This window comes from Microbacterium lacticum (assembly GCF_006716815.1).
In the GTDB taxonomy this organism is placed as follows: Bacteria; Actinomycetota; Actinomycetes; order Actinomycetales; family Microbacteriaceae; genus Microbacterium; species Microbacterium lacticum.
In genome coordinates this window covers 981924-995804 of record NZ_VFPS01000001.1, presented here as the reverse complement: position 1 = coordinate 995804, position 13881 = coordinate 981924, and the positions used below count along the sequence as shown (strand labels likewise).

The window sequence follows — 13881 nt, the reverse complement described above, 5'->3', positions numbered from 1 at the left end:
AGGGCGATCACTCGGGGAGCGGTCCGCGCTCGGCGAGTTCCACGTCGTGGTCGTAGCGGTACAGCCGCGCCGGGCGGTGGCTGCCGGTGCGGAATCCATCGGTGGGGATGAGGGTGCCGGACGTGTCGACCTGTCGGCGGAAGTTCGCCGGGTCGAGGCGGCGGTCGAGGATCGCCTCGTAGACCTCGCGGAGGTCGGCGAGGGTGAACAGCTCCGGCAGCAGACCGTGCGCGATGCGGCTGTAGCCGACCTTGTTGCGTAGGCGCCACAGCGCGTACTCGACGATCTGGTTGTGGTCGAAGGCGAGCGCGGGCAGCGACGTCGCGTCGAACCAGGCGACGTTCTCGGGTGCGGGGCGTGCGGACACGTCTTCGCGCACGAGCGCCCAGTAGACGATCGAGACGGCGCGGGTGGGGGAGCGGTCGACCGCGCCGAACGCGTAGAGCTGCTCGAGGAAGCTCGGCGCGAGCCCCGTCGTCTCGCGGAGCGTGCGCGACGCCGCCATCTCGAGATCCTCGTCGGCTCCGAGCCAGCCGCCGGGGAGGGCCCATTGACCTTCGTGCGGTGCGCGCGTGCGGCGGACGAGGGGGATGACGACGCTCGGTCGCTCCCGGCCCGGCTCGCGGCGCAGGCTGAAGATCACCGTCGACACGGCGACGCGGATGTCGGCGTGGGCGGTGGCGGGTGACGTGGAGGTGGTTGTGGTCATAGTGACTCTAACTCGGTGGTCCGATGTTAGAGTCATCCGCACCTGAACGCAAACGATCGACGCGACGGCCGCCCGCTGAGCTCCCGCCCGCGCGACGCACCCGATCGCGCGCGGGCGGTGACAGAACACCCGCACCGGCTATGCTGGGCGCACAACAGAACATCGGCCGCATGACGCGCGCGGGAGAGCCCCGGCATCCTCGTCCTTCGAGGCGATGCCGAGCACCGAAGGAGCAAGCCTCCCCGCCAATCTCTCAGGTCCGCGTACCGCACGCGTCCGGCCACTCTGGAAAGCGATGTCGCGCGCGACGCGGCGTCCGCCGACGGTGAAAACCCCGGACACGGCCTCTCACGCCCTCCCGCGGTGAAACTCTCAGGCCCATGACAGAGGGGGAGTTCACACATGCCGATTCCGGCATGTGCCAGCCCGCCACCCGGGAGAACTCGTGTCAGACCTTCGCACCACCGCCCTGCACGACCGGCATGCCGCCCTCGGCGCCTCGTTCACCGACTTCGGCGGCTGGTCGATGCCGGTGCGCTACACCTCCGATCTCGCCGAGCACCACGCGGTACGCAACGCCGCGGGACTGTTCGACATCTCGCACATGGCCGAGTTCACCCTGGCCGGCCCGGGCGCGGCGGCGGTGCTCGACGACGCTCTCGCCGGGCGCATCTCGACGATGAAGATCGGGAAGGCGAAGTACTCGCTGCTGCTCTCGGATGCCGGGGGTGTCGTCGACGACGTCATCGTCTACCGCCGCGGCGACGAGCACTTCCTCGTGATCTCCAACGCCGGCAACCGCGCGCTCGTCGCCGCGGCCCTCGACCGCTATCTCGGCGATGCGGAGATCGCGGACATCTCCGACGACGTCTCCCTGATCGCCGTGCAGGGCCCGCGCGCCCGCGAGATCGTCGAGGCGACGGCGGGGATCGACGGCGTGACCCCCGCCCTGGCCGAGCTCGGCTATTACGCGTGGGCGGCCGGCACGTTCGCCGGCGCCGACCTCTTCGTCGCGCGCACCGGCTACACGGGGGAGGACGGGTTCGAGCTGCTCGTGCCGAACGCCGCGGCGCCCGCGCTCTGGGACGCGCTCCTCGCCGCCGGTAAACCGCTCGGGCTCGTCCCGGCAGGCCTCGCCGCTCGCGACACGCTGCGTCTCGAGGCGGGCATGCCGCTCCACGGACACGAACTGAGCGACGCCATCCTCCCCGCACAGGCGGGGCTCGGCCGGGTCGTGGCATCCGACAAAGACTCCTTCATCGGCAAGGATGCCCTCGCCGCCGCGCCGAGCGACCTGCCCGTCCTCGTGGGCCTCGCCGCCGAGGGCCGCCGCGCCGGCCGCGCCGGGTATGCGGTCTACTCCGCGGCAGAGGGCGGCGAGCCCGTCGGCGAGATCACCAGCGGTGCGCTGAGCCCGACGCTCGGGCATCCCGTCGCCATGGCCTTCGTGACGCCGGATCTCGCCGAGCCCGGCACCGCCCTGTTCATCGACGTGCGGGGGACCCGCATCCCCGCCGCCGTCGCCGCCCTGCCCTTTTACCGGAGGAACGCATGACCGATCTGACCGCCCTCAAGTACACCGACGAGCACGAGTGGGTCGCCCTGTCGGGTGATGTCGCGACCGTCGGCATCACCGACTACGCCGCCGACAAGCTCGGCGACGTCGTCTTCGTCGACCTGCCCTCGGTCGGCTCGGCGGTCACCGCCGGCGACGTCTGCGGTGAGATCGAGTCGACCAAGTCGGTCGGCGAGCTCTACGCGCCGCTCAGCGGCGAGGTCGTCGAGATCAACGATGACGTCGTGGCCGACCCCGCGTCGGTCAACGGCAACGCGTTCGACGCGTGGCTCGTGAAGATCCGCGTCGACCCGGCCGCCGTCGAGGCGCTGATGGACCGCGCCGCCTACGTCGCGCTCACGGGCGGCGAGGCGTGAGCACGCCGTTCACCGACCGTCACATCGGCACCGACGCCGGCGCCCAGGCGCAGATGCTCGCCGCGCTCGGCTACGAGACGGTCGCCGAACTGGTCGAGCGCGCGGTCCCGGCATCCATTCTGCGCGAGCCGGGTGTCGCGTCCGATGACGGCACGGCCGAGCCTGCCGCCGGCACCGCCGCGTCGGTGATCCCGCCGGCCGCGACCGAGGCCGAGGCTCTCGCCGAGCTGCGCTCGCTCGCCGCGATGAACCGCCCCGCACGATCGATGATCGGGCTCGGCTATTACGACACGCTGACCCCCTCGGTGATCGCGCGGAACGTCTTCGAGAACCCGTCGTGGTACACCGCGTACACGCCCTACCAGCCGGAGATCTCGCAGGGCCGGCTCGAGGCGCTCATCAACTTCCAGACGATGGTGACCGACCTCACGGGGCTCGCGACGGCGAACGCGTCGATGCTCGACGAGTCGACCGCGGTGGTCGAGGGGATGCTCGTCGCGCGCCGCGCCTCGAAGTCGGCCTCGAACGTGTTCCTCGTCGACGCCGACGCGCTGCCGCAGACCAAGGCGCTGCTCGCGCACCGGGCCGCGGCGCTCGGCATCGAGCTGCACGAGACCCCGTACGACCTGTCGCCGCCTCCCGCCGACATGGACGTCTTCGGCGCGTTCATCCAGTACCCGGGCGCCAGCGGCAGGGTCTGGGACCCGTCGGAGGTCATCGCCGCCGTGCAGGCCCAGGGCGGTCTCGCGGTCGTCGCGGCCGACCTCCTCGCGCTCACCCTGCTGCGCTCGCCCGGGTCGCTCGGCGCCGACATCGCGGTCGGCACGACGCAGCGCTTCGGCGTGCCGATGGGCTTCGGCGGCCCGCACGCGGGATACATGGCGGTGCGCGCGGGACTCGAGCGGCAGCTGCCCGGGCGCCTCGTCGGTGTGTCGATGGATGCCTCGGGCGCGCCCGCGTACCGTCTGTCGCTGCAGACCCGCGAACAGCACATCCGGCGCGAGAAGGCCACGTCGAACATCTGCACCGCCCAGGTGCTGCTCGCCGTCATGGCATCCATGTACGCCGTCTACCACGGGCCGAACGGGCTGCGCGCGATCGCCGCGGAGGTCGCCGCCAAGGCCCTGACGCTGCGCGACTGGATCGTGGATGCCGGGAGCGAGGTGCTCCACGAGGACTTCTTCGACACGATCGTCGTGTCGGTGCCCGGACGCGCGGGCGAGATCGTCGAGGCGGCGCGCGAGCGCGGGTTCCAGCTGTGGTTCCGCGACACCGACTCGGTGGGCATCTCGGTGGACGAGACCACGACGGTCGCCGAACTCCACGCCCTCGCCCAGGTGTTCGGCGGCCCGGAGCAGCGCGCCTTCGGGTTCGTCATCGGTCCGGTGCCGGCCTCTCTGCCCGAGTCGCTGCGCCGCGAGGACGAGTTCCTGACGCACCCCGTCTTCCACGTGCACCACTCCGAGACGGCGATCATGCGCTACCTGAAGCAGCTCGCCGACCGCGACTACGCGCTCGATCGCGGCATGATCCCGCTCGGCTCGTGCACGATGAAGCTCAACGCGGCGACCGAGATGGCGGCCGTGTCGTGGCCGGAGTTCTCCCGGGTGCACCCGTTCGCACCGGCGGAGGACGTCGCGGGCTACCTCGTGCTCATCGAACAGCTTGAGTCGTGGCTCGCGGAGATCACCGGGTACGACGCGGTCTCGCTGCAGCCGAACGCCGGTTCGCAGGGAGAGCTCGCCGGCCTCCTCGCGATCCGCGGATACCACCACGACCGCGGCGAGGTGCAGCGCGATGTGTGCCTCATCCCGTCGTCGGCGCACGGCACGAATGCGGCGTCGGCCGTGCTCGCGGGAATGCGCGTCGTCGTCGTGGCCTGCGACGAGGCGGGGAACGTCGACCTCGGCGACCTGCGCGCCAAGATCGCGGCCCACGCCGACACGCTCGCGGCGCTCATGATCACCTACCCGTCGACGCACGGCGTCTACGAGCAGGACGTCGTCGACCTGTGCGCGGCCGTGCACGAGGCCGGCGGCCAGGTCTACGTCGACGGCGCCAACATGAACGCGCTCGTCGGGTTCGCCCGCTTCGGCGACTTCGGCGGCGACGTGTCGCACCTGAACCTGCACAAGACGTTCGCGATCCCGCACGGCGGCGGCGGACCGGGCGTCGGCCCGGTCGCGGCGAAGGCGCACCTCGCCCCCTACCTGCCCTCGCACCCGCTCGCGCAGCGGGCCGAGCACGCGGGCGGCTTCGTCTTCGACGGGGGTCCGATCTCGGCGGCGCCCTACGGCTCGGCATCCATTCTGCCGATCTCGTGGGCGTACATCCGGATGATGGGGGCCGCGGGCCTCCGAGAGGCGACCGGTGCCGCGGTGCTGTCGGCGAACTACATCGCCGCGCGCCTCGGTGAGCACTATCCCGTGCTCTACGCCGGGGAGGGTGGGCTCGTCGCGCACGAGTGCATCCTCGACCTGCGCCCGCTCAAAGAGGAGACCGGAGTCACCGTCGACGATGTGGCCAAGCGCCTGATCGACTACGGGTTCCACGCGCCGACGATGTCGTTCCCCGTCGCGGGCACGCTCATGGTCGAGCCGACCGAGTCGGAGGATCTCGGCGAGATCGAGCGCTTCATCGAGGCGATGATCGCGATCCGCGCCGAGGCGGCGCGCGTGCAGGCGGGGGAGTGGCCGGCATCCGACAACCCCCTCGTGAACGCCCCGCACACCGCCGCGTCGGTGATCGAGGGCTCGTGGGAGCACCCGTACTCGCGAGAGCTCGCGGTGTACCCCGTGCACACGCTGGTGCGCACGAAGTACTGGCCGCCCGTCCGCCGCATCGACAACGCCTACGGCGACCGCAACCTCGTGTGCGCCTGCCCGCCCGTGGAGGCCTTCGCCTAGCGCCCGCGCCCTCTTCGCGAGAAGGCATGCAGCGCGGCTCGCGCGGCTCCGTGGGGCGCGTTGCATGCCTTCTCGGAACGTCCGGAAACCGGCGTAGCCCGGGTCGTGCGGGCGTGGAGTCGGTTAGAGCGAGCGGGGGTTTCGGCGGAGCGTTGCGAGCATGCCGTGCTGACGCGCCCGTTCCGGGCGAAGGCCAGCGGCGGCGAGCGACCGGTCGAGGGGGTCCGCGCGCATGGCATCCGTCCAGTCCCACCGCGCGAAGCCAATCAGATGACGGCGAAGGCGGTCTTCACGACGTTTCTCGCCGATGACGGATGCCACGGCATCCGCTGAGTACTTTCCGTAACCGTCTGATTCGCCGGCGACCCCGTATTCCTCCCAGAAGAAATCGACACGATCCTCGACTCCCTCGAACCGGAACGTGCGTTGCAGGGTCGGGGGAGGGTAGCCCAGCCAATCGATCACGGCACGGCTGACGCTCTCTCCAACCGACTCTGCGCGCCCCTCGGCTTTATCGATCGCCCACCGCGCTCGGCGCGTGCCGCGGCTGCCGTCAGCGCGGCACGCGAGTCGGTCTGCGATCGTGTCGAGAGTCAGATGAGCAGCAGAGCCCGGGCCGATCGCGGCGTCGAGCGTCGCGAGCGCGAACGCAGGCGGCAACACCCGGGCGAGGTCGACGACGGTGTCGGCGACACCGACGACGTCGTTGTCGCCGTGGCGGCTCACGATGCGTGGTGTTCGACTCGTGTGCACGGCGATGTCGCCGAAGGTCGTCGACCGCGCCGCGACGGGGTCGTAGACGTGGATGTTGCGTGGTTCGCCGAAGAGAGGCAGTCCGCATAGTGCCGCGGCTGATTCGAGGCAGAACACCGAGTTCGGTCGCACCGCGGCGACGGCATGCACCCTGGTGAGGTAGCGGTCCCACGGCGCGAGCGCACGCCACGGAGCCACAGGCACGTAGACGCCGCGGCGCACCCGAATCTGGCCGGGTAGCTCCCGCGGCCGCCCCGTCGGATCGGCATCGTGAGCGATGAGAAGCGGCACGGGGCACGGCCGCAGCGAGGTTGCGAGGTCCATCCGCCCAGCCTCGATGCCGATGGGCACCGTATCCGGGTTATCCCCACCCGGTCCTCTTCGCACCCGCGATTCTCGACCTTGTGGAGGAGGCGCCGCACCGCTCCGACGCGCCCCCCACTTCACGCCGAGACGGCATGCAGCGCGGCGTACGCCCCCGCGTTTCACGCGCTGCATGCCGTCTCGGCGGAGGGGCCGGACCGGGGCCACGCGCGTGACGCGGGTCAGAACAGGGCGGGCCACCAGGCGGCGGCGAGGGGGTAGCCGACGAAGGCGATCACGTCGATCAGGGTGTGGGCGATCACGAGGGGCATCACCCGGCCCCAGCGCTGGTAGACCCAGCCGAAGACGATGCCCATCGCGATGTTGCCGACGATCGGGCCGAAGCCCTGGTAGGCGTGGTACGCGCCGCGGAGCGCCGCCGTCGAGAGGATGATCGTCAACGTGCCCCAGCCGAGCCGGCGGAGCCGGTCGAACAGGTACCCGATGAAGATGACCTCCTCGGTGAGCCCCGCGCGCAGCGCGGCGATCAGCAGCAGGGGGACCGTCCACCACGAGCCGTCGAGCGGCGCGGCATCCACCTGCACGGTCAGACCGAGCGCGCGCCCGGCCGCGTAGAGCCCGAGCCCCGGCACGCCGATGACGAGCACGAGCAGGATGCCTGCGCCGAGATCCCGTCCGAAGACGCGGAAGTCGAGGCCGATGCGGCAGAAGGCGGAGCGTCCCGGCTCCCACAGCAGGTAGATCGCGAGCGCCACCGGCGCGAAACCGAAGAACGCCCCGACGAACTGGTAGAGCACGTCCCAGAACTGTTCGGCGTCCGCCCCCGGGTTGAGCGCGGTGGACTGGTCGCCGAGCGCCTGCTCCCTCGTCAGCGCCTGGATGAGCGCCAGCACCGAGTACACCGCCGACCGACCCACCGACAGGGCGAGGACGATCGCGATCTCCCACCAGAGCGAGGTGCGCAACGCGGCACGCGAAGTCAGGGGTGCGACAGGACCGATTGGGTGACGATTGGCGCTCATCTTGTCAGATTGCCACGTCTGGAGTCCGTTGAGTTAAGGGTCTGTAACGTTTTCCGAGGTTGATTTGTCGAAGACTGTTCGGTTACTTACAGTTTCCCTATTCCCGCCCCTGCGTTCACACAGCACGCCGTGGGCGATTCACCCTGCACAGGAGGACAAGTTGAAGCGCAACAAGATCGCCCTCGCGGGCATCGCGCTGCTCGTCGCCGGAGGACTCGCCCTCACGGGCTGCTCCGGCAGCGGCGGCGGCACGCCGAGCGCATCGGGCGGCGGCGACAGCACCGCCATCATCAAGACCAATGGGACTGAGCCCGCGAACCCGCTGATCCCGACCAACACCAACGAGGTCGGTGGCGGCAAGATCCTCGACGAGATCTTCGCGGGCCTGGTCTACTACGACGCCAAGGGCGCGCCGCAGAACGACATGGCCGAGTCGATCACCGTCGACGACGCGCAGAACCTCACGGTCAAGCTCAAGAAGGGCCAGAAGTTCACGGACGGCACCGAGGTGCAGGCCCACAACTTCATCGACGCGTGGAACTACGGTGCGCTGCAGTCCAACGCCCAGCTCAACAGCTACTTCTTCGAGGACATCGAGGGCTTCGAGAACAACGCGGGCGCGGACGGCCAAGCCGGAACCGACGACGACCTCTACGGCGCGCAGGGCCCGATGTCCGGTCTGAAGGAAGTCGACGACTACACCTTCACGATCGCGCTCAACAAGCCGGCCTCCGACTTCGCGCTGCGCCTGGGCTACTCGGCGTTCTACCCGCTGCCCGACGCCGCGTTCGAGGACATGGATGCCTTCGGCCAGAACCCGATCGGCAACGGCCCCTACAAGATCGCCTCCGACGACGCGTGGCAGCACGACGTGCAGATCTCGCTCGTGAAGAACGAGGACTACCAGGGCGGCCGTGCAGCGCACAACGCCGGCCTCGACATCGTCTTCTACGGGACGCAGGACGCGGCATACGCCGACCTGCTCTCGGGTCAGGTCGACGTGATCGACGGCGTCCCGCCGTCCGCGCTCGCGACCTTCCAGTCCGAGCTCGGCGACCGCGCGGTCAACCAGCCCGCCGCGATCTTCCGGTCCTTCACCGTCCCGGAGCGCCTCCCGCACTTCTCGGGCGAGGAGGGCCAGCTGCGCCGCCAGGCGATCTCCATGTCGATCAACCGGCCGGAGATCACCAAGGTCGTCTTCAACGAGACCCGCACCCCCGCGAGCGACTTCACCTCGCCCGTCATCGACGGTTGGTCGGACAAGCTCGAAGGCTCCGAGGTGCTCGCGTACAACCCCGACGAGGCGAAGAAGCTGTGGGCCCAGGCCGACGCCATCGCGCCGTGGTCGGGCGCGTTCCAGATCTCGTACAACGCTGACGGCGGCCACCAGACGTGGGTCGACGCGGTGACCAACTCGATCAAGAACACCCTCGGCATCGACGCGTCGGGCAACCCCTACGCCGACTTTGCCTCACTCCGCAAGGACGTCACGGGTCGCACGATCCAGACGGCGTTCCGCACCGGATGGCAGGCCGACTACCCCGGTCTGTACAACTTCCTCGGCCCGCTCTACGCGACCAACGCCGGCTCGAACGACGGTGACTACTCGAACCCCGAGTTCGACAAGCTCCTCTCCGACGGCATCTCAGCGACCGACTCGGCCACGGCCAACGAGTACTTCCAGAAGGCGCAGTCGATCCTGCTGAAGGACCTCCCGGCGACCCCGCTGTGGTACCAGAACGTCACCGGCGGTTTCGCCGAGGGCGTGCAGAACGTCGAGTTCGGTTGGAACTCGGTGCCGCTGTACTACCTCATCACCAAGTAATCAGATCATCCTGATCATCCGTGGGGCGGTGACACCTCGTCACCGCCCCGCGGTATGTCCATCTGGCTCTCGCGTCCGCGCCGTCTGCGCGGCACGATGCTTCTCGCGGGTGAGCCGGCCGTACCCGACGGGCCGCACCCCACATCTGAAGGAGAGGGATGTTCGGTTACATCCTCAGACGCCTGTTGCAGGTGATCCCGGTGTTCTTCGGGGCCACACTGCTCATCTATTTCATGGTCTTCGCGCTGCCCGGAGACCCGATCGTCGCCCTGTTCGGCGACAAGACGCCGAACCCCGCGGTCGTCGAGCAGCTGCGCGCGCAATACCACCTCGATCAGCCGTTCCTCGTGCAGTACTTCTACTACATCACCGGCATCTTCCAGGGGGACCTCGGCTCGACCTTCTCGGGCCAGTCGGTCAACGACGTGCTCGCCCGCACCCTCCCGGTCACGGCGCGCCTCGCCGTCATGGCCATCGCGATCGAGTTCACGCTGGCGATCATCATCGGCACGATCTCGGCGCTGCGCAAGGGCAAGCTTTTCGACAACACGATGCTCGTGATCGCGCTGATCTTCGTGGCGGTGCCGATCTTCGTCCTGAGCTTCCTGGCGCAGTACTTCCTCGCGATCCAGTGGGGCTGGTTCAAGCCCACCGTGGGTGCGCAGAACGACTGGGGCGACCTGTGGCTGCCGGCCATCGTGCTCGGCCTCAGCCTGTACGCCACCAGCATGCGGCTCATGCGCTCCTCGGTCATCGACACGCTCAACCAGGACTGGGTGCGCACCGCGTACAGCAAGGGCCTGCCGCGTCGCCGCGTCATCCCCGTGCACGTGCTGCGCAACTCGCTCATCCCCGTCATCACGAACACCGCCACCAACTTCGGCGTGCTGCTGGTGGGTGCGACCGTGACCGAGGGCATCTTCAACGTGCCCGGCGTCGGCAACACGCTCTTCCTCGCCATCCAGAAGCACGAGGGTCCGACCGTCGTGTCCTTCGTCACGGTGTTCGTCATCATCTACGTGCTCGTCAACCTGCTCGTGGACCTGCTCTACGGCCTGCTCGACCCGAGGATCCGCTATGTCAAGTGATCGCAACGACCCCACGGGGGTGAACCACTACGTCGCTCCCGTCCCGACCACGACGCTCGTCGTCGACGCCGTCCGCGTCGACGAGAAGCCGAGCAACCTCTGGACGGACGCGTGGCGCGACCTGCGCCGCCGCCCCGTGTTCTGGCTGAGCCTGCTGGTGGTGGCCATCGTCCTGCTCATGGCCATCTGGCCGACCCTGTTCACGCAGGTTCCGCCGAACAACGACTGCCAGCTCGGAAACAGCAACGGCGGCCCGACCGACGGGCATCCGCTCGGCTTCACGTTCCTCGGCTGCGACGTCTGGGCGCGCATGGTCTGGGGTGCGCGCACCTCGCTGACCGTCGGCCTGCTCGCGACGATCATCGGCACGGTCATCGGCCTCATCATGGGCGCGTTCGCCGGCTTCTACGGCGGCTGGCTCGACTCGCTGCTCTCGCGCATCGGCGACATCTTCTTCTCGATCCCGTACATCCTCGCGGCGATCGTCGTCATGAGCGTCTTCTCCACGAACCGCAACGTGTTCACGCTGGCGTTCGCGATCGGTGGCTTCGCCTGGGCATCCACGGCCCGTGTCGTGCGCGCCGAAGTGCTGCGCGTGCGTCAGGCCGACTTCGTCACCGCGTCCCGGGCGCTCGGCAAGTCGCGCTTCGGCACCCTCATCAGCCACGTCGTGCCGAACGCGATCGCGCCGCTGCTGGTCATCACGACGATCTCGCTCGCCTACGCGATCGTCGCAGAGGCGACGCTGGCGTTCCTGGGTGTCGGTCTCGGCAGCAACGTCATGTCGTGGGGTAATGACATCGCGCAGGCGCAGCAGTCGCTGCGCGTCGCGCCGATGGCGCTCATCTACCCGTCGATCATCCTCACGGTCACGGTGCTGGCCTTCATCCTTCTGGGCGAGCTCATCCGCGACGCCCTCGACCCGAGAGCGAGGGCACGCCGATGACCGGGGCCTCCCGCGAACCGCTGCTGAGCGTGCGCGACCTCCGCGTCGCGTTCGAATCCCAGTCGGGCAGCCGCGAAGTGCTGCACAACGTCAGCTTCGACATCTTCCCCGGCGAGACGATCGCCATCGTGGGGGAGTCGGGGTCGGGCAAGTCCACGACCGCATCCGCGATCATCCAGCTGCTGCCGGGCACCGGTCACGTCACGTCGGGCAGCATCATGCTCGGCGACGACGACCTCACCCTGTACAACCAGGCGCAGATGGCGAAGATCCGCGGTCGCGAGATCGGCTACGTCCCGCAGGACCCGATGTCGAACCTCAACCCGGTGTGGTCCATCGGCTTCCAGGTGAAGGAGGCGGTGCGCGCCAACGGCATCGCCAGCGGCAAGAAGGAGATCGAGGCGCGCGCCGTCGAGGTGCTCAAGCAGGCGGGTCTGGCGGATGCCGAGAAGCGCATGCACCAGTACCCGCACCAGTTCTCCGGCGGCATGCGCCAGCGGGCGCTGATCGGCATCGGCCTCGCCGCCGACCCGAAGCTGCTGATCGCCGACGAGCCGACCTCGGCTCTCGACGTGACGGTGCAGCGCGTGATCCTCGACCACATGGCGAAGCTCACCCGCGAGAAGGGCACCTCGGTGCTGCTGATCACCCACGACCTCGGCCTCGCCGCCGAGCGCGCGGAGCGGATCATCGTGATGAAGGACGGCGAGATCGTCGAGTCCGGCCCGAGCCGCCTCATCCTCGAGAACCCGCAGCACCCGTACACGCAGCGCCTCGTCGCCGCCGCGCCCTCGATCGCCTCGCAGCGCATCCAGGCCGTGGCGGAGGACCGCGGCGTGAAGTCCCTCGACGACCTCGCCGACGCGACGCCGACGCTGCGCGTGCGCGGCCTGACGAAGGATTACAAGATCCGTCAGGGCAGCTTCCGCAGCGAGCCGTTCCGCGCCGTGGATGCCGTGTCGTTCGACATCCCGCGCGGGAAGACGCTGGCGCTGGTGGGCGAGTCGGGATCGGGCAAGTCGACGGTCGCGAAGATGGTGCTGAAGCTCGAAGACCCGACCTCCGGGGCGATCGAGATCGACGGCGTCGACGTCTCCGGGCTCTCCCGCAAGCAGACCTTCGACCTGCGCCGGCGCATGCAGCCGGTGTTCCAGGACCCGTACGGTTCGCTCGACCCGATGCGCAACATCGGCAACACGATCGCCGAGCCGCTCGAGATCCACAAGGTCGGCGACTCCGCGTCGCGTCGCGCCCGGGTCAACGAGCTCCTCGACCAGGTGTCGCTGCCGCGTGCGCTCGCCTCGCGCTACGCGAACGAGCTCTCGGGCGGCCAGCGGCAGCGCGTCGCGATCGCCCGTGCCCTCGCGCTCAAGCCCGACATCGTCATCCTCGACGAGGCGGTCTCGGCGCTCGACGTGCTGGTGCAGGATCAGATCCTGAAGCTGCTCGCCGACCTGCAGTCGGAGCTCGGGCTCACGTACCTGTTCATCACGCACGACCTCGCGGTGGTCCGCGTGGCGGCCGACCTCGTCTGCGTCATGGAGCGCGGCAAGGTCGTCGAGCAGGGCACGGTCGACGAGATCTTCGCGAACCCGACCCAGCCGTACACGAAACGTCTGCTCGACGCGATCCCCGGCGCCTCGATCCCGCTCGGCGGGGGAGCGGCGGCCGGGTCTTGAGCGTGCAGCACTCCTCCGGCGCGGCGGGGTCGTCCCCGCCGCGCCGGACCCTTCGTGCGACCTCGGGCACCATCGCACTGATCTTCGCGGGCGCCGTCGCGGTGCTGCTGCTCGGCGACGCGCTCGTGCGGGCGGGTGTCGTCGAGATGCTGCGCCTGGTGCCCTGGGTGCTGCTCGCCGTATGGGCGGTGTACGTGCTGCTCTACGCCTCGCACATCACCTTCGACCGCGAGGGCGCCACCGTGCAGAACTATCTGCGTATCACCCGGGTGCCCTGGCCGCGCGTGCGCGACATCGCGATGCGCTGGCAGGTCGTGTTCGGCCTCGACGACGGCTCGTCGCTGCCCGCCTACGGCGGCCCGGTGGCGGGTCGGCCGGGGCGCGCACCCCGCACCGACCGGACGCGGTCGGCCGGCACGGGCCCCGCCGACCCGTCACCGGGGCGCGCGGTGCCCGCCGCGCTGCGCGACGTCGCCGAACTGCGTGACGCCTGGCAGGGCGTGGATGCCTGGCAGTCGGGCGACGCCGCCGGGGCACCCGCCGGTCGGGATGCCGGCGACCTCGGCATCCAGCGATCGTGGGATGTTCCCGCCCTCGTGGCTCTCGCCGTCATCGTGGTCGGCGCAGTGATCTCTGCGCTCAGCACGACCGCCTGAAAGTATCAGGATTGCCTATGAACGCCACCACGCACGGGTCA

At 69.5% G+C, this 13881-nt stretch carries 11 protein-coding genes and 2 riboswitches; of the genes, 8 read left to right on the top strand and 3 right to left on the bottom strand.

Annotated elements, in window-relative coordinates; translation table 11 throughout:
* Nucleotides 1-7: 7 nt before the first annotated feature.
* Entirely contained in the window at nt 8-709 is a 702-nt protein-coding gene (locus FHX68_RS04835) for an NUDIX hydrolase (RefSeq protein WP_174799116.1), read from the bottom strand.
* Between the two features lie 170 nt (nt 710-879).
* Nucleotides 880-988: riboswitch (glycine riboswitch) on the top strand.
* A gap of 1 nt (nt 989) precedes the next feature.
* A riboswitch (glycine riboswitch) is annotated at nt 990-1103 on the top strand.
* A gap of 51 nt (nt 1104-1154) precedes the next feature.
* Between FHX68_RS04835 and gcvT the strand changes: the two genes are divergently transcribed.
* Genes gcvT through gcvP form a run of 3 tightly spaced genes read left to right on the top strand, consistent with a single transcriptional unit; the run spans nt 1155 to nt 5547 of the window.
* Nucleotides 1155-2264 carry a glycine cleavage system aminomethyltransferase GcvT gene (gene gcvT, locus FHX68_RS04830; RefSeq protein ID WP_141380370.1) on the top strand — a complete coding sequence of 370 codons (1110 nt, stop codon included), beginning with the start codon at nt 1155-1157 and terminating at the stop codon, nt 2262-2264.
* Nucleotides 2261-2641: a glycine cleavage system protein GcvH gene (gene gcvH / locus FHX68_RS04825; protein ID WP_141380371.1), complete on the top strand. Its 381-nt coding sequence runs from the start codon at nt 2261-2263 to the stop codon at nt 2639-2641. The genes gcvT and gcvH overlap by 4 nt, the downstream gene beginning before the upstream one ends.
* Before the next feature lie 53 nt (nt 2642-2694).
* Nucleotides 2695-5547: an aminomethyl-transferring glycine dehydrogenase gene (gene gcvP / locus FHX68_RS04820; RefSeq protein WP_373288707.1), complete on the top strand. Its 2853-nt coding sequence runs from the start codon at nt 2695-2697 to the stop codon at nt 5545-5547.
* A 123-nt stretch (nt 5548-5670) separates the two neighbouring features.
* Here gcvP and FHX68_RS04815 read toward each other — a convergent pair whose 3' ends face one another.
* On the bottom strand, nt 5671-6624 hold the full coding sequence (locus tag FHX68_RS04815) for a hypothetical protein (RefSeq protein ID WP_141380373.1): 954 nt from the start codon (nt 6622-6624) through the stop codon (nt 5671-5673).
* A gap of 221 nt (nt 6625-6845) precedes the next feature.
* On the bottom strand, nt 6846-7646 hold the full coding sequence (locus FHX68_RS04810) for a CPBP family intramembrane glutamic endopeptidase (protein ID WP_141380374.1): 801 nt from the start codon (nt 7644-7646) through the stop codon (nt 6846-6848).
* Nucleotides 7647-7806: 160 nt separating this feature from the next.
* Between FHX68_RS04810 and FHX68_RS04805 the strand changes: the two genes are divergently transcribed.
* The 5 genes from FHX68_RS04805 (at nt 7807) to FHX68_RS04785 (ending at nt 13840) form a co-directional block, all read left to right on the top strand.
* The gene (locus FHX68_RS04805) at nt 7807-9471 is read left to right on the top strand and encodes a peptide ABC transporter substrate-binding protein (RefSeq protein ID WP_141380375.1); all 1665 of its coding nucleotides are present in this window, start codon (nt 7807-7809) and stop codon (nt 9469-9471) included.
* A 158-nt stretch (nt 9472-9629) separates the two neighbouring features.
* Entirely contained in the window at nt 9630-10559 is a 930-nt protein-coding gene (locus tag FHX68_RS04800; RefSeq protein WP_141380376.1) for an ABC transporter permease, read from the top strand.
* The gene (locus tag FHX68_RS04795; protein WP_141380377.1) at nt 10549-11505 is read left to right on the top strand and encodes an ABC transporter permease; all 957 of its coding nucleotides are present in this window, start codon (nt 10549-10551) and stop codon (nt 11503-11505) included. The genes FHX68_RS04800 and FHX68_RS04795 overlap by 11 nt, the downstream gene beginning before the upstream one ends.
* Complete coding sequence (locus FHX68_RS04790) at nt 11502-13184, top strand: dipeptide ABC transporter ATP-binding protein (RefSeq protein WP_141380378.1); 1683 nt, start codon at nt 11502-11504, stop codon at nt 13182-13184. The genes FHX68_RS04795 and FHX68_RS04790 overlap by 4 nt, the downstream gene beginning before the upstream one ends.
* A gap of 2 nt (nt 13185-13186) precedes the next feature.
* Nucleotides 13187-13840, top strand: coding sequence for a hypothetical protein (locus FHX68_RS04785; protein ID WP_229661535.1), 654 nt, complete (start codon nt 13187-13189; stop codon nt 13838-13840).
* Nucleotides 13841-13881 lie beyond the last annotated feature (41 nt).